The organism is Streptomyces sp. NPDC006339, from assembly GCF_040612775.1.
Taxonomy (GTDB): domain Bacteria; phylum Actinomycetota; class Actinomycetes; order Streptomycetales; family Streptomycetaceae; genus Streptomyces.
Genome location: NZ_JBEXQW010000029.1, coordinates 1 through 15,090, shown reverse-complemented (window position 1 = coordinate 15,090; position 15,090 = coordinate 1). Strand labels below are relative to the sequence as shown.

Below are 15,090 nucleotides of genomic sequence, written 5' to 3'. Positions count from 1 at the left end.
TCGACCGGGACAAGGACCACCTGATCCGCGCGGACTACGACAACGTCCGTATCCCCGGCGGGCTGCGCCGCAGCCCGCACTTCACCGCCGCGTACGCGAACCCCGGCGACCCCACGGCTCACAGGGTTCAGAGGCCGAACGGCAGGTGGGTGGAGGGGCCTCCAGGGGCTTGGAATCGGGCGCCCATGTTGTCCATGGGGTTGAGGTAGACCATCGCCGTGAACCAGGCGGCCGCCTTGCGTGGGTGCTTGAGCTGCAGCAGGCTCGCGTAGGCGTACACGACGCGGTGGGCGGGCCGGTTGTCCGTCTCCCCGTAGGGCAGCACATCCCTGAAGGGGTAAGGCAGCGACTGCTGCAAGACGCAGACCCCAGCAGCCGCCCACGCGAGTCCCGCCTCCAGGTCACCGCGGACGAGATCGTCCGGGCTCTCCACGTCGTCGGGGTCGAACTCGTCGTCTTGGTCAGCGAGGTCGGCCATTTCGTAAGCGATGGTGGTGTAGGCATCGAGATCGCGGGGATGCAGCCGGCGGCCCGCGATCGTCACGCACCCCTTCTCATACGCGGCGTCGTACTTCTCATCGGTCTCTTCGTCCGGTGTCCAGACCCGTTCCATGGCCCATTCCGGGCGCGGCGGCAGCTTTGCGATCTTCCGCTCCAGCTTGGACAGGCCGCCCGGCTCGCCCTCGTACTCGGCGTAGTGCGCCGCCGAGTCAAACATGTGGAACTCGGGATCCATCATCCAGGCCAGCAGCGGTCGGTCCAGCATCGATACCGCCTCCGCTGCCACACCGGTCGGCACCAACCACGGCATCACGCCTTCCAGCGCCAACTTCTGCGTCTCGGGATGCAGGCCCACGCTCATCGTCATGGCCGCGAGTATCGGCCGTAGGCACCGGCGCCCGCAGGCTCTTGTCCAACTGCCACCCGGGGGGCCTGCTCGACGTCTCGTGGTCGCACGGCTGGCTGGCGAAACCTGCGGACACAGGTGCATGCCAGGGCCCGGTAGGGTGGGCCCAGCCGCGACAGGGGTTGCTCCTGCCGCGGTGAGGGCCCGTACGGCGGTTAGGTCGCCGGTGCGGGCCCGTTTCGTGTGGGGTGTCACTCGCTGCGGAGGATCTGGTAGATCCGCGACAGGCTGAGGCCGACCTCGTCGGCGATCCGCTTGGGCTTCTTGTGGCTGGCTTCGGCTTTGATCACCTGGGGGGTCGCGGCGACGGCCGCCTCTCCGGCGAGACGCAAGGTTCGGACGTTGTCGAGGGTGAGCTTCTCGGCCAGTGCGGTGAGGAAGGACTGCCTGGCCTGCTCATCGTCCTGGGACTGCTCGAACCCGGCGGCGATCGCCTTGACCTCATAGAACGGGTCGGTTCCTCCCTCGCCGGCCTCCTGGCGCTCATGCTCGAACTCGGCGAGCAGGGCGATCACTCCCTGACGGAACTTCTCGGCGGCGCTCCTTGTCGTGGCGGAGGTCGATTGCTTGCTGGTGGCGTCGGTGCTCATTGGTTCGGCTCCTTCGTGGGCGAGATCGCCCTGGAGGGCGGGTTGAGACAAGAGACTGCGGGAGGGAAAGGCCCGCCCCGGCAGGGGCGGGCCGGGTGGCCTAGCTGGCCTTCAGCCTCTTGAGGTGGCGCTCCCACCACCCGAGCTCCTGGCAGGCCCAGGTGTACCGGTCCATGTCGTTCCAGGCCGCGTAGCGACGCTTGTCGCTGCGCAGCTCCTCGATCATGGACTCGGCGCGCTGCATCTCGATCTTGGTGCTGGCCATGGGGGTTGCTCCCTTGGATGTCGGGGTGCCGGGTTAGGTCCGGCGGTGGTGTCGGGTTAGGTCCGACAAGAAAGACTGTAGCCACTTGTGGAGTGATTCCACAAGTGGCTACACAATCGACTTCACTCTTTTGGTGGTGCCACGGCGCTGCACACTCACCACACCACGCAGTTCACCACCGTCCCGACGAACATCCTGTGAGCCTCACACCCCGTTTCCCCAGATAGACGCGGTGAGCTGTGAGCTATGAGGCTGTGACGGACTGCGTGACACGGGCAGTGCCCGCCCTGGCTGGCCCGGACGCCCCCGCCCGGAGACGTCACGCCGCCACTCTCCCGGGTGAATCCCGCGCCCACAGCTCCCCGTTCCTACTTCTTGCAGGTGACACCGCGTCAGTGCCGCTCCCTACCGTCCGAACCGTTCCCCCTGCGCGCCCTGGCGGCGCTCGATGAACGGTGGTGATCCCTCCATGTCCCTGGTCGACGGGCTGCGTAGCCCCCACTCCCCCCTGCGCCGGTTCCTGGACCGCGAGCTGTCCGCCGGCCCGGGCCCGCTGCGGCAGAACTACCGCGCCCAGCACCGCACCGACCACGTCCTGCTCCCGCCGCCCGGCGTCGGCACCGAGGCCGGCACCGTCGGCACGGCGATCGACCAGCGGCTGCGCCTTGCCTTCACCTCCGCCGCGCCAGTCGACGACGCCGCCCTCATCGGCATCGAGCGCACCGGCCGGTTCGGCAGCCACGGCCAGGGACTGCGGATGCGCGCGGTCGGCAACGAGCTCGCCGCACGCCTGACCAAGACCGTCCAGGACCTCGACCTCGACAACCGCCACCTGCCCCTCGACCGCGCCCAGGACGAAGAAGAAGACCTGGCCCGCATGCTCATCGTCGCGGCCTGGTACCAGGTCCTAGCCCGCACCTCCATCGGCTTCGCCTTCACCCCGCTCGCCGGAGCCGCCTTGGAAGACCCCGGAGGCTTCACCCTCACGCGCCTGCTTCAGCTCCCACACCCCGACATGGTCAGCGACGTCATCAACCAGCTCCACAAAGCCGCCCACAGCCCCCTTCAGGACGTGCTCGCCCGGACCCGGCCCGAGGATTGCCACGGCGGCCCGACGTTCGCCGGCGCCCGCATCACGGCGGATGCCGACCTCGCCGTCGAGGGCCTGCTGCTCGACTTCAAGAGCACCCGCCACCCGCTCAAGGAGATGTCCCAGCGCACCGCCTGGCAGCTCGCCGGCTACCTCCTCCTCGACACCGCCGACGTCTACCGGATCGACACCGTCGGCCTCTACCTCACCCGCACCGGCGTCCTCGCCACCTGGCCCGTCGAAGACTTCCTCGACCTGCTCGGCACCTGCCGCCGCGACCTCACCGAGCTGCGCGCCGTCTTCCGTGAACTCCTCACCGGCTGTCACGGCCACGCCGACGCCCCCTACTTCACCACCCAGGAAGAGGTCGACCACGTTCGCCAGCTCCTGGAGCGCCTGGCCCCCGTCGCTGCTCCCGGCTGCTGCCCGGTCTGCCTCCAGCCCCTGCCCGAGACCACCCGCCACCCCCGGAAGTTCTGCACCGCCCGATGCCGCGAGCGGGCCCACGTCTTGCGCAACCGCGGACTGATGCCCGGCGGCCCACGCCCCCTGATCCCCGGCCCTCGAGCTCCCCGCACCGACCTCCCCGGCGACGCGTCGGCTATGAGCTTCGCAGTCCGTTTCCGCAGGTAGGCGGGGTGAGCTGGGCTCTGGCCGCCCTGGAGGGGGCGTCCAGAACAACGACGGCGCCCTGGGAATCCTGGCGGGCGGCGCTCACGAGCGCCCACTGGCAGCCCTGCTCGCCAAGTACGGGAAGCGCACGCTCCACCGCATCCTGCTCGCCACGTTCAGCATCGAAGCGACTATGAGGCACGACGAGACCGGCCAGCATGTCGCGGAGCTCAACGGCGATCCCTTGGCGCGCATCGTCTTCCTCGGGGGCGTACTGCGCCGCGGGGTTCGGCGTCAGCCGCGCGCAGGCGTACCGGCGCATGACCGTCGCCCACGTCCTTTCCGAGATCCACGGCGCAGTCGCGGCGGGCACCGAGACGTCTCGCACGCAAGACACCGGCCCGGCCGCCGCGGCCGCGCTCGATTTCGGCCTGTCCCAGCGCCCCCTGATCGCGGTCTCCGGCCGTACGAACGACTTCGCGGAGCTCTGATCACCCGCATCCTCTCCACGCTGTCCACAGCGGCCTCCAGGCCCTCGATAAGGCCACGGTGGGCGTCGTGGTCCGCCGTCTACGACGTCCGCACCGTCCCGCCGGTGCCGCCCGCCGATCCGTCGGCGGACCCGGCCGTCGCCGCGCTGCGTCGCGACGTCGCCGACCTCTTCGCCAGCAGCCACACGATCGGGGAGCTGAGGCTGGAAGTCGCGCCGGCCTACCTCTCCGACGCCGAGGCCGCCGACGTCCTGGGGCTGCTGTTCGAGCAGATCGCCGAGCCCCCTCGAGCACGGCCTCGCTGCCCACCGCTACGCCCTCACCTACGACCGTCGCGCCCTCCACGGAACCGTGCTGTGACCGCCTGACGGTCACCTGATGAACAAACCGGTCCTGCGGGCCTCCAGCGCGGTGACGAAGGCTTCCCCCTAACGGACACTCCCGGAGGCGGTCTTGACGTGCTGCTCGTTCTCACGCCATGGACCCTTGCACATGCGATGAGACGGTCTGCCACGGGCCGGCGCTCCTGGCCGCCGACCACCAGTACGTACTCGAACAGAACGCAGCTCAGCGGCCAGGGCCGCCTCGGCGGCGACGGCGTCGCTCGCCGGGAGAAGCGAGCGTGTTGCGGCTGCTGATCATCCTGGCGACGAAGCTGCAGGGTGACGCTCCGGTCGTCCTGGACTTCGCGGCTGAAGCGGAGAACCTCGAAATCGAGGAGAGCACCCTGCGAGAGTTGATCCAGTGGCTGGTCGATCGCCGCTACCTCGCTCTGGACGGCCAGGTCGACGGCGTCGCCAGGCTCTGGATCAACCCGGCCGTCGCGTTCCTGCCCCGAACGACAGATCCACGGGTCGCCGCCGCCCGGCACCGCTTCCCCTACATCACGGCGGACGAGAAGGGCATGGCCTCAGAGCAGCCGTTCCATGTGAGCGAGTACGACGAACACGGCTGGGAGCACGTGTACCAGCTCAACGCCGACAAGTTCGAGAACCCGGCACGCTTCTCGTTCGGCTGCCCCATCCACCACAGGGCTGATCTCCGCCCACTGTGATGCATCGACCTCCTACTCGCGAACGCCCACACCACCCATCGGTGTGCAACGCCCGCAACGACCTCGCCTGAACCGACAAGGAGAACCTGATGGCGACTGAACTGACGCCCGCAGCCGACCTCGCCCGCCACGCTGCCGATGCCGTACGAGCACTGCCAGGTGCACCTGAGAGCCACGACATCGGCAGCATCGGCGATGTCCTCGGTCACCTCTCCGACCTTGCTCTCTCGGTGCCGAAGGCAATCGAGGACCTCCCCACCTACATCGTCGACCTCGCCAGCGACGGAGAGCTCGTCGCCGGGCCGAACGGTGCCACGGTCAAGACCATCCGGAACGAGCTGCGCGCCGCTATCCAAGATGCTGCCGCCGCGTCGTGGCTCCTGAGCTCGGCGCTCACCCGGGCCCGGGACGTGATGAGCAACGTCACCGTTCGTACTTGAGCCAGCTCGCCCATCCGCCACATGACGAACTCGATCCAGGAGCGGCAGCGAAGCTTCGGTCGCTTGGGTCGCTTCGGCGGCACTCGGTGGGTGATCAGCGACTGAAGCTCAGCGACCGTGCGAAGCTTCAGTCGCTGGAAGAAACGTGCAGGTCAGACGCCCAACAAGGAAGTCCGCAGCGACTGAAGCGACCGAAGTTATACATATCAGCTATGCAGATCGCGCGTGTGCGTGTCATATATAGGCGTCTTGAGTCGCTTCAGTCGCTGATTGGTGTTGCAGACGCTGTCTGACCTGCAGCTTTACAGAAGCGACCGAAACTGCTGACCAGCCAGTTGAGTCGCTCGCGTCAGTCGCTCGGTCGCTGCCGCAGCAGGTGAGCGGCACGCCCGGGGGTGAGGGTGGTCCACCCGAACAGACGTCTTCGCTAGGCTGTCTCCGTCGTTGAGTCGCTTCAGTCGCTGTTGGGAGATCGAATGCCTGCTGACCTGCGGGTTTCCTCCAGCGACTCAAGAAGCGCCGTCGCTCCGCCAGCCCCGCTGGCGCTCGCTCGCTGGTGCGCAAGCCACGGCTGGCCGGTCCATCCCCTTGCCCCTGGCAGGAAGACCCCTGCCGGAAACTGCCCGGACTGCCGCGCGCCCGGACACGACCGCCGAACCTGCCCCTGCCGGGCAGCGGGGCGCTGGTGCCACGGTTTCCACGCCGCAACCCTGGACAGCACCCGCATCCAGGAGTGGTGGGGCGCTCGCCCGCAGATGGGCGTGGCAGTGGCCTGCGGCCCGGCCAACCTCGTGGTCATCGACATCGACGCGCACCCAGCGCCGCCACCGGCACGCAACCGGCTGCTGCCCGGCATCGATATCGCCGAGGACATCGACGTATCCGCGATGACCACAGGCTTCCACACGCTCGCCGTCCTTGCCGCCCTCCGCGGTCAGACCAGCCCGGCCGACGACGCCACCACCCTGAGGGTCCGCACCCCGTCCGGTGGCCTGCACGTCTGGTACCGGCAGGCGGACTCCCGCCGCTGGCAGTGCTCCTCCGGCTCCAGCACGACCCGCGCCCTGGCCTGGCAGGTCGATGTCCGTGCCGACGGCGGCTACATCGTCGCGCCCGGAACCACCACCGAGGCCGGCACCTACACGCCGGTCGGCACGGCACGAACTCCTGCACCGCTCCCAGACTGGCTGGCGCAAGAACTCCAGCGCACCCACCACCTGCCCGCTGCCCACGTTCCGGCCCCGCGCCCCGTCCCTAGCCGCGCCCGCCAGGCCGTCCTCGCCGCCCGCGGCGCCACCCACCCCACCGTCGCCGCACTCACCACTGTGCTCGCCGAGGTCGCCGACTGCGCCCACGCCCCCGAAGGCACCGGGTTCTCCGAGAAGCTCAACCGCGCCGCGTACACCGTCGGCGGCCTCGTAGCCGCAGGGCACCTCACTGCCCAGGATGCGGAGGACGCCCTCATGGAAACTGCCCTCCTCGCCCGCCCCGGGCAGGAATCACGTGCCAAAGCGATCATCCGCAGCGGCATGACCGCCGGAGCACGCCGTCCCCTCCACCCCGGGAGCCGCCCGTGACCAGCCCCGCCGGCGGCGAGACGAACATGCTCTTCGACTTCGACCCCCAGGCCCTGGCAGAACAGATCATGGCCAAGGCCGGCCCTGTCCTGCCGCCTCAGCACGCCTCACACCCCGTTGAGACGCCGCAGGCCGCCCAGGCCGCCTCCGGCGCGACCGCCCACGGCCTGAGGCCCGACTCCCTCACCGACCGCGGCAACGCCAAGCTCTTCGTCAAGCTCTACCAGGCCGACTTCCGCCACGTTCCAGGCCTTGGCTGGTACCGGTGGGACACCACCCGCTGGCAGGTCGATGAAGACGACTCCGTCCTGTGGGCCGCTGGTGAGATCGGCGAACACCTCGCCACCACCGACCCCACCGGCGAGCACTCCGCCGACGCCCTGAAGAAGCACCGCCGCCGAGCTCTCAGCACGGCCGGCATCAACGCGATGCTCGCCCAGGCCAAATCAGCGCCCGGCATGGTGCTCAAGGCCGAGTACCTCGACGCCGACCCCTACGCCCTGTGCACCCCGGCCGGCATCGTCGACCTCCGCAGCGGCCTCGTACGCACCCCCGACCCCAACAAGGACTTCCACTCCCGCTCGACCACCGTCGGCCCCGCCGCGATGCCCATCCCCAGGTTCCAGCGCTTCCTCACCGACACCTTCGGCGACGACGCCGAAGGCACCGAGATGATCAGCTTCCTGCAGTTGCTCCTTGGCTACTCCATCACCGGCGACGTCGGCGGCCAGGTCATGCCCTTCCTCTTCGGCGCCGGCAAGAACGGCAAGTCCGTCCTCCTCGACGTCTCCATGAAACTCCTCGGCGACTACGCCGACGCCGCACCGCCCGGCTTCCTCATGGCCCGCCTCTACGAAGGCCACCCCACCGACCTCGCCGAACTCCACGGCCGACGCGTCGTCGTCTGCTCCGAGGTCAAGCCCGGCGACAAGTTCGACGAAGCCCGCGTCAAGCACCTCACCGGCGGCGACCGCATCAAGGCCCGCCGCATGCGCCAGGACTTCTTCTCCTTCAACCCCACCCACAAGCTCTGGCTCCTGGGCAACCACCGCCCCGAAGTCGGAACCGGAGGCTTCGCCTTCTGGCGCCGCATGCGCCTGATCCCCTTCGAGCGCACCGTCGCCGACGACCGCCGCATCGACAACCTCGCCGACATCCTCGTCGCAGAGGAAGGCCCCGGCATCCTCAACTGGCTCATCGACGGCGCCCGCCGCTACCTCGCCGGCGAGAAAGACCTCACCGGCCCCGACAAGGTCCGCATCGCCACCAACGCCTACGCCGAGACCGAGGACCACACCGGCCGCTTCTTCGACGAGGCCTGCCTCATCCACCCCGACTGCCGCACCGAACAGAAGACCCTCTACGACGCCTACCGCGGCTGGTGCCTGAGCGAAGGCTGCATCCCCATGAGCAACCGCACCTTCGCCGCCCGCGCCCGCGAACTTCTCGGCCTGGCCTCCCCGAAAGAGATGATCTTGTCGAATTCGAGGAAGTACTACCCTGGCATCGGACTGCTCGCCCAGGAGGAGACGGCATGAGTTCCCTGATCAGCGAGAACGATCTCCAGCACGAGACCGACCTCGTTTGGCTCGAGGACATCTCCCGCCTCGACTACGTCCGCCAGAGCCTCGACCGCCTCCCCACCCGAGGGGGCAAGCCCGCCTACCACCGCGACGGGCGAATGGTCGGCTATGCCGTTCTCGCGACCAGCGCCAAGGCGTCCCGAGCTTCCGGAACGTTCCGACGCCGTGTCTTCTGGCTGCTCCCACACGACCGCGACACAGAGCCCGAAGGCCTCTACGCCAGCTCCGCCCCGGCCGAAGCAGTCGACCCCGACACCCTCCAGCCCACCGTCAAAGGGCGCAAAACCGAGCGCAGCGAAGGTGGCCCTCCGTCCAACGCCATGCGCGAGCTCGGCATAAGTCTTCCTCTCTGAACCCAGCCGCCGCACAGCGACCCAAGCGACTGAAGCGACTGAAGCTGGGGCATGGATTTGCTACCACCTGGAAGCGGTTGCCGAAGGCACGAAGGCAGGCCGACCCGCCCGTCTGGCCTCGACGGCGGTTCAGTGGTGGGGCGTACCCTCGAGTTACGGTCCGTGAGGCCGGGTCTGCGACTTGTCCCACCGATGGCAGCGGAACGACACAACGGCCGGCCCCCGTACGATGTCCGCCGTGACCACCCGCCGCACCCTCGGCCTCGGCCCCGGCCCCCAGACCGCTCCGATCCAGGCTGCCCAGGCCGACCTCCTCGCGGGCCTCCCCGGCCTCGACCTGCCCGACGTCGCCGAGCTTCGCGCCCGCGGAGTTCTCGACCCGCACCCGGCACCGGCCCGAAGAGAGCCCCGCACTCTCGGCACCGACCCGGCCGCCCCGACCCCGTAGCACCGCCTGGGCCGCCCTGAGCGGCGCTCTGAGCTCCTATCTCCCCGCCCCGGTCTCCCCTTTGGGCGGGGCGCCGCACGTGGGCCCCGGAGACGCCCACAGCGCCGCGCCCTGCGAGCACGGGCGCACCGCCTCGTGAGGGACGTGGTGAGCCGTCCTGCAGTCCCACTCACCACGCCTCGCCCGGCACTCACCACCGCACTCACCAGGCGCTGTGACCAGGCATCTGACCGAGCATCTGACCGATCCGCCGGGGCGCCGTGACCGACCTGCCCCGCGCGCCGACCCGCTGCCCTGGAGCATGCCGCGGGGGCAGAATGCCCCCTCTGGCCGTCACGCTGGCCGGTCACAGCAAGCCGTGACCGATCCCCCGTACGCGGTGACCGATCCGGACGACCGATCGGTCACCACCGTGACCGACGCGGCCGATCCGCCGGGCGCCGTGACCGATGCGCCTCAGGTCCGTCGGTCTCAGCCTGCGGGGCGTCCGTGCCCCCGGGCCGGCGGGCGCTCGTGAGGACGTCGAGGACCGTCTCGAAGACGTCGTCCAGGCAGGGCGCACGAGGTCGAGCTGTGCCGTATCGGCGGCCGCTGGACCGACCTCATGCCCACGCACGAGGGGCGGCCCGCCTCTGGCCCGCGAGTTCTGACTCCCCGCGACACGTCCGCAATGCCGCCGCAGAGCGGGTGATGACGTGGAGGGCGTGGAGGCACCGGCTCCAGGCCATCCCGGGCCCCTCCGCGCCGGGGCCTGCCGCGGCAGCCGCGCCCCTGGCGGTGTGGGCCCCACGCGAGACAGCCCGCGTGCCCGGCCCGGACCGGGCACGGTCCGTGTGGCGCTGCGCACCGTGGTGAGTGGGGACCGGTGCGTCCCGGTGGTGAGCCGCATATGTGAGGCTCACAGGGTGTTTTCCCTGGGGGCGAGCGTGCTGTGTGACTGTGAGGGACTCACCACCGGGGCGCCCTCCCGTGGCCCTGGTTGCCCTCTGACAGGTGATCTTGACCGATTGCCAAGTGACTTTGATCGGCTCCGCTGCGGGATGGCCTATTGGCTCAGTCGGTGTGGCTGCCCGGCGGGGGCCATGGTCCGTCGAAGGCCGGCCCACAGTCGGCGGGCAGGTTGGCCACGACCAACGCGGCCGCCTCCTGCGGCGTGAGCCCCTCACCTAGGACCGACGAGTACAGCGGCCCGTACACCGTGCACGGGGCGCTGCCTGCGATGAACGGTAGATCGTTGCTCCACGGGTACTGCGAGTTCCGGTGGAAGGTGAGGCATCCGTGACTCGGGAACGGGAACAGGACCCGCAGGCGTGGTTCAGCGTAGGCGGCCTCCATCACCGCCGGATCGCCCCGCCGCACGTTGGGATCGCCCGCCAGCATCAGCCGCCAGGTCTTCTCGACAACCGTCTCCTCAGCCATCTGACGATCATGGCGCTCACGCCCATGGCAGACAACTCACCCGTCCCTCACCTGGACCCCAGCCAGCAGGAAGATCCGGCTGTCTCCCGGGGCCGGAGGCGATCAAGATCTTGCCAATCGGTCAAGATCACCTGTCGGAGGACACTGGTGGTGCTTGGCCGGGTGCCCGTCGTCGTCTCCGGGTCCCGTCCGGACCCGGAGACGACGACGGACGGCGCGGCGGGCCGACGGGCCCTCAACCGCCGTCGGGGTCGTTGTCTTGTAGCGCTGCGGCCGTGGTGAGGAGGCGCTCCCAGGTGCGGGGGGTGGAGCCGTGGACGGCGGCGAGCTCGGCGGCCACCCGTCCCTTGGGAGCACCGCCGGCCGTGGCCAGCGCTTCTCGCGCGACGTCGAGGCGGGGGTCTCCCTCGTAGGCGTGGCTCTTGCGGGGGCCCTGGGGCTCGCCGGCGCGGCGGCCGCCGCCCACGCCGCGCCCGGGGGCGTTGTCCCGGCGGTCCAGGACCTCCCGTCGGGACCACAGTCGAGAGCCGTGGACGGTGGTGCCGGGCGAGATGTGGCCGGTGGCGGCGTAGGCACGGATGGTGCCGGTGCTGATCCCGAGCAGGTCGGCGACCTCGCGGGCGGACAGGAGGTCTTCGGGGTGCTCGTCCTGGGGCAGGGCGGGGATCGGGCGGCCCGCCAGGTAGGCCTCGACCTGTGCCCGGTCATAGAGCCGGCTCCGGCTGTCGGGGAGCAGGTCGGGGACGTGTGCGCGGAAGGCCTCGGCGTGCTGGCGGCGCCAGGTGGTGAGCGATACGCCGGCGAGCCGGGCGATGTCGGACTCGCTGACGGCGGGTCGTCCCTGCGGGATCACGATCGTCTCCTGGGAGAGTGCGGGTAGGGTGACCCGGCAGGGTCTTTCGGCTCTGGCAGTGAGAAGCCGGCGGTGTGCCGGGTCGCCCTCGGGCGGCCCTCCGCCGGCTTCGCGCGTATCCGGGCCCCGGCGAAGACGCACTCAACATTACAACACCCTGTGCTGACTTGGAGGGGAGTACCACCGGCTCACCGCCGGCCGAGCTGCTCCGCCAGCCACGCATCTGCCTCCCGACCGCTGCGGAGGCGGACGACCCGCACGCCCAGGGCGGCTGTCTCGGCGACCTGCCGGGCGTAGCGGGGCCGGTTGTGCCGGTACTTGCGTACGGCAGTGCGCAGCAGAGAACGCCGGCCGAAGAAGGCGCGCTTCCAGGTCAGCCGCCGGGCCTGCGCGCTCGTGTCGAGCCCGGAGATCTGCCGCAGGCTCCGGACCGTGATCCGCCACACGACCAGCCGCAAAGGCAGGTCGAGCCACACCAGAACATCTGCCCGGTACCACACCACATCCGCGAGTTTCGAAAAGTTCCCCTCGACCACCCATGAATCCCCGCGCGTGATCCGGTCCGCCGCCGCACGGAACTCGTCCAGGGGGAGCGCCCCAGCGCCGGTGAAAAGGATCTCGTCAAGATTTGTGTGCGTAACTCCCATGTGTGCGGCAAGCTTTCCCGCGATCGTCGTTTTCCCGCTCGCGGGAGGGCCAAAGAACGCAACCCTCTTCACTGATCACCCCTCCGATGCGCCCGCCACGCCGATCATTAACAGAAGCCATTATCAACGTAACGGAGCGGCCATCAGACAGTTTCCCCGGAGCCGAATTCATCACCTTCCCCGAACACGCCGCCCAGCCTGGTACACCGTTACCGGCTTCGTGCCGCACAACGGGCGAGCCAGGGCGCAGCGGAGCGCCGGGCCGGCGCTTCCGGGAGCGGGGCCAGGGCGCGGCGCACGGCGGGGCCGCAGCGGGCAGCCTCGCCGGACGGGTGCGTGGGGGTGGGACCGGCGCAGCGCGGGCGCCGGCCCCGCCGTCCCAGGGCCGCGCCCGCACCCCTGCCCGCGCTCCACCGCCCCCACCCCCACGCACCCGTCCTCCCCGCCGTCCCCGGCGAGCGGGAGCAGCAGGGCGCACCTCAAGGCATCTCAGGGGCGGGAGCCTGACGCCTCGAAGTCGGGCCTGACGACCCGACGCACGTCTGACGACGTGCGGCCCCGGCCCGCACCTGACGGCGCGCCAGGGCTCAGCAGCGCCCGCCCTGGCTGCACGGGCCCGCTGCGCCGCGCAGCCAGGGCGCGCACCCTGCGGGGCCGCTGTTCCCCTCCTCCCCCCCGCGCAGCGGGTGTCCGCGGCGCTGCGCGCCCGGCAGGGAGGCCCGGCCGCTGCGCGGCCGCGTGCGCTGCGCGCCCGTTCCGCTGCGCTCCACGGGTGACCGCCGCTGCGCGTCGGCGCCGGGCGCTGCGCTTCCGGCGTGAGGGCGAGGGCTGCGGAAATCCCTTCTGATCTGGGCTTTTCCATCGACTCTCGGCATGGATTGCAGTATAGTTATGACTGTCGGAAGGGGCGGCACACCCCACCGACTCACTGTCAGATCAGCGAAAGGAAGCCCCTCGTGGCTCACACTCTCCTGCCCCAGCACATCGAGGACGCCCGCGCGGCCGTCCCCGTCCTGGACTCCCTGCCCGCCAAGGGCTACCCCGGCTACACCGGCGGCACCGGCCGCCTGCGCAGCATCGGCCAGCTCTACGACCGCACCAAGGTGTTCGGCCGCATCACCCTCTCCCCCGACGAGGCGTACGCCCTCACCAACAAGCGCAGTCCCCACGCCCTGTACGAACTCATGGTCATCTCCGGCGGAAACTCGCAGCGACCCGGCCTGCACGACCACTCCGCCGCCTTCGTCCGAGGACTGGGCATCATGGCCGACGCGTTCGCCGCGCACTGCCGCCCCTACGACCTCACCCCCGTGGTGTCGTGGAGCTACGACCCCGCCACCCTCGACCGCGAATCCATCCAGGGCGAGAAGCGGTTCCACGCCCACCTCGTCGGCCGCACCCTGGCCGAGCGAGCAACGGTCGCCGCGAAGGCAGTTCCCGCCGGACAGCTCTCCGCGATCCGCGCCCGCCGGATCGTGGAAGAGGCATCCGTTCTCGGCTCCCTCATCAGCGCCGACGTCGTAGACCCGGACGCCCTGCGCGTACTCGCCCCCGTCCCGGCCCTGTCGAGCCCCACGGCCACCGTGACCGCCCAGTTCGAACTTCCCGACGGCTGGGCCAGCCTCACCCACCCCGGCCTGTACGACGACATCACGTACGTCCACCGCAAGCTGCGCCGGACATACGACGAGATCGTTCGCGTCGCCACCACCGGCACCACCGGTCACTGGCAGCGACCCAGGGTCCGCGAGTTCGACGCCGACGACATCAGCGTTCCCCTGCGCTCGCAGACCCGCGCCGTCCTCGCGCACTACCTGCGCGCCCTGCGGCCGGAAGCGCTGACACAGGGCCGGGGGAAGGACCGGGCCCGCGACACCCACGTCTACCCGCTCGCCGACCTCGCGTACGCGGTCACGATCGCGGAGCAGGCCGGGAAGGTGTACCTGCACCTTCGGGTCAATCTGTTCTCTGACCTCGGCGGCGCCGGAATCAGCATCATCGACGGAGTGATCGTCAAGACCAAGAAGGGGGTGAGCACGCTTATGCCCGCCGATATTGCGGCCCGGGATGCCTTCCAGGTCGAATACCTGAACGGGATTCCGCAGCACGCTGAGGCCGCCCGAATCTTCTTCCCGGGCGCCTAAGAGAAAAGGCGGGCGGGGAAGGGTAACGAACCTTCCCCGCCCGCACGATACGATCAGGGGGTGGCGGACCGACCCAAGCTCTACACAACCAAGTGTCGTGATGCATCAACCGATCCATACGGTCTCTCTTCCGTATCGCGCCCTTCCTAATTTCGCCTTCTGACGTTGGGCATTCTGCACACTGGCGAGATGTCAGGGAACATGGCGGGGCCGGTTTCTACAGTCACACAGAGGTTCGGGTGGGAGCACAGCGGACCCCGTCTCTTTGGTGAGGCCGCCACCCCGTCAGGCCGATGGGCCGTCAGCTTTGTTGCTGGGTTGGTGCCTGGGATTCCCAAGCCCTACACAGGCGTGAGGGTGATGCGCTTCCCTTGCTGCCAGCCTCGGCACCCGCGCTTGCGCGGGTGCTCTCAATTCGCGCTTGCGCGAATTGAATCGCTTTTCGAATTCCGCTTGCGGAATTCAATTCCCCGCGCTTGCGCGGGGAATTCGCAGTGCGCTTGCGCGCTGCGCGCTCTATGCCCCGGCTTGCCGGGGCATATCCCGCAGGCCAGCGCCGCCATCGTGGAACGCTTCGGCCGCTACACCCGCACGCTCAACGCCGGACTGAACATCGT

General features: G+C 69.7%; 15 protein-coding genes. 9 read left to right on the top strand and 6 right to left on the bottom strand.

Annotation, left to right across the window (positions count from 1 at the left end):
• Positions 1-127 precede the first annotated feature (127 nt).
• The 3 genes from ABZ135_RS23285 to ABZ135_RS23275 form a co-directional block, all read right to left on the bottom strand.
• The gene (locus tag ABZ135_RS23285) at positions 128-868 is read right to left on the bottom strand and encodes a hypothetical protein (protein ID WP_356698155.1); all 741 of its coding nucleotides are present in this window, start codon (positions 866-868) and stop codon (positions 128-130) included.
• 230 nt (positions 869-1,098) lie between these two features.
• Entirely contained in the window at positions 1,099-1,497 is a 399-nt protein-coding gene (locus ABZ135_RS23280) for a hypothetical protein (RefSeq protein ID WP_356698154.1), read from the bottom strand.
• 100 nt (positions 1,498-1,597) lie between these two features.
• Complete coding sequence (locus ABZ135_RS23275) at positions 1,598-1,762, bottom strand: hypothetical protein (protein WP_356698153.1); 165 nt, start codon at positions 1,760-1,762, stop codon at positions 1,598-1,600.
• A gap of 469 nt (positions 1,763-2,231) precedes the next feature.
• Here ABZ135_RS23275 and ABZ135_RS23270 point away from each other — a divergent pair, with 469 nt between their 5' ends.
• The 8 genes from ABZ135_RS23270 to ABZ135_RS23235 all read left to right on the top strand — a co-directional run bounded on the left by ABZ135_RS23270 (position 2,232) and on the right by ABZ135_RS23235 (position 9,410).
• A complete protein-coding gene (locus tag ABZ135_RS23270) occupies positions 2,232-3,485 on the top strand; it encodes a hypothetical protein (protein ID WP_356698152.1) in 1,254 nt (417 codons plus the stop codon).
• A gap of 299 nt (positions 3,486-3,784) precedes the next feature.
• Complete coding sequence (locus tag ABZ135_RS23265; protein ID WP_356698151.1) at positions 3,785-3,955, top strand: hypothetical protein; 171 nt, start codon at positions 3,785-3,787, stop codon at positions 3,953-3,955.
• 622 nt (positions 3,956-4,577) lie between these two features.
• Entirely contained in the window at positions 4,578-5,009 is a 432-nt protein-coding gene (locus ABZ135_RS23260) for a hypothetical protein (RefSeq protein WP_356698150.1), read from the top strand.
• An 89-nt stretch (positions 5,010-5,098) separates the two neighbouring features.
• The gene (locus ABZ135_RS23255; protein ID WP_356698149.1) at positions 5,099-5,449 is read left to right on the top strand and encodes a hypothetical protein; all 351 of its coding nucleotides are present in this window, start codon (positions 5,099-5,101) and stop codon (positions 5,447-5,449) included.
• 476 nt (positions 5,450-5,925) lie between these two features.
• Positions 5,926-7,026 (top strand): bifunctional DNA primase/polymerase, encoded by a 1,101-nt coding sequence (locus ABZ135_RS23250; protein WP_356698148.1) that lies wholly within the window; start codon positions 5,926-5,928, stop codon positions 7,024-7,026.
• Positions 7,027-7,052: 26 nt separating this feature from the next.
• A complete protein-coding gene (locus ABZ135_RS23245; RefSeq protein WP_356698243.1) occupies positions 7,053-8,564 on the top strand; it encodes a phage/plasmid primase, P4 family in 1,512 nt (503 codons plus the stop codon).
• The gene (locus ABZ135_RS23240; protein ID WP_356698147.1) at positions 8,561-8,962 is read left to right on the top strand and encodes a DUF6009 family protein; all 402 of its coding nucleotides are present in this window, start codon (positions 8,561-8,563) and stop codon (positions 8,960-8,962) included. The genes ABZ135_RS23245 and ABZ135_RS23240 overlap by 4 nt, the downstream gene beginning before the upstream one ends.
• A gap of 238 nt (positions 8,963-9,200) precedes the next feature.
• Positions 9,201-9,410 (top strand): hypothetical protein, encoded by a 210-nt coding sequence (locus ABZ135_RS23235; protein ID WP_356698146.1) that lies wholly within the window; start codon positions 9,201-9,203, stop codon positions 9,408-9,410.
• Between the two features lie 1,053 nt (positions 9,411-10,463).
• On the opposite strand, the gene ABZ135_RS23230 is transcribed toward ABZ135_RS23235, so the two are convergent.
• The 3 genes from ABZ135_RS23230 to ABZ135_RS23220 all read right to left on the bottom strand — a co-directional run bounded on the left by ABZ135_RS23230 (position 10,464) and on the right by ABZ135_RS23220 (position 12,185).
• Complete coding sequence (locus tag ABZ135_RS23230) at positions 10,464-10,829, bottom strand: DUF6193 family natural product biosynthesis protein (protein ID WP_356698145.1); 366 nt, start codon at positions 10,827-10,829, stop codon at positions 10,464-10,466.
• 235 nt (positions 10,830-11,064) lie between these two features.
• Positions 11,065-11,682: a helix-turn-helix domain-containing protein gene (locus ABZ135_RS23225; RefSeq protein ID WP_356698144.1), complete on the bottom strand. Its 618-nt coding sequence runs from the start codon at positions 11,680-11,682 to the stop codon at positions 11,065-11,067.
• 188 nt (positions 11,683-11,870) lie between these two features.
• Positions 11,871-12,185 carry a hypothetical protein gene (locus tag ABZ135_RS23220; protein WP_356698143.1) on the bottom strand — a complete coding sequence of 105 codons (315 nt, stop codon included), beginning with the start codon at positions 12,183-12,185 and terminating at the stop codon, positions 11,871-11,873.
• Positions 12,186-13,285: 1,100 nt separating this feature from the next.
• Here ABZ135_RS23220 and ABZ135_RS23215 point away from each other — a divergent pair.
• The gene (locus ABZ135_RS23215) at positions 13,286-14,473 is read left to right on the top strand and encodes a hypothetical protein (protein WP_356698142.1); all 1,188 of its coding nucleotides are present in this window, start codon (positions 13,286-13,288) and stop codon (positions 14,471-14,473) included.
• Positions 14,474-15,090: the final 617 nt, after the last annotated feature.

Excerpts from the sequence above, each read along its gene's own strand:
- ABZ135_RS23285 (WP_356698155.1), bottom strand. The coding sequence starts at position 868 with ATGACGATGAGCGTGGGCCTGCATCCCGAGACGCAGAAGTTGGCGCTG.
- ABZ135_RS23280 (WP_356698154.1), bottom strand. The coding sequence starts at position 1,497 with ATGAGCACCGACGCCACCAGCAAGCAATCGACCTCCGCCACGACAAGG.
- ABZ135_RS23275 (WP_356698153.1), bottom strand. The coding sequence starts at position 1,762 with ATGGCCAGCACCAAGATCGAGATGCAGCGCGCCGAGTCCATGATCGAG.
- ABZ135_RS23270 (WP_356698152.1), top strand. The coding sequence starts at position 2,232 with ATGTCCCTGGTCGACGGGCTGCGTAGCCCCCACTCCCCCCTGCGCCGG.
- ABZ135_RS23265 (WP_356698151.1), top strand. The coding sequence starts at position 3,785 with ATGACCGTCGCCCACGTCCTTTCCGAGATCCACGGCGCAGTCGCGGCG.
- ABZ135_RS23255 (WP_356698149.1), top strand. The coding sequence starts at position 5,099 with ATGGCGACTGAACTGACGCCCGCAGCCGACCTCGCCCGCCACGCTGCC.
- ABZ135_RS23250 (WP_356698148.1), top strand. The coding sequence starts at position 5,926 with ATGCCTGCTGACCTGCGGGTTTCCTCCAGCGACTCAAGAAGCGCCGTC.
- ABZ135_RS23245 (WP_356698243.1), top strand. The coding sequence starts at position 7,053 with ATGCTCTTCGACTTCGACCCCCAGGCCCTGGCAGAACAGATCATGGCC.
- ABZ135_RS23240 (WP_356698147.1), top strand. The coding sequence starts at position 8,561 with ATGAGTTCCCTGATCAGCGAGAACGATCTCCAGCACGAGACCGACCTC.
- ABZ135_RS23230 (WP_356698145.1), bottom strand. The coding sequence starts at position 10,829 with ATGGCTGAGGAGACGGTTGTCGAGAAGACCTGGCGGCTGATGCTGGCG.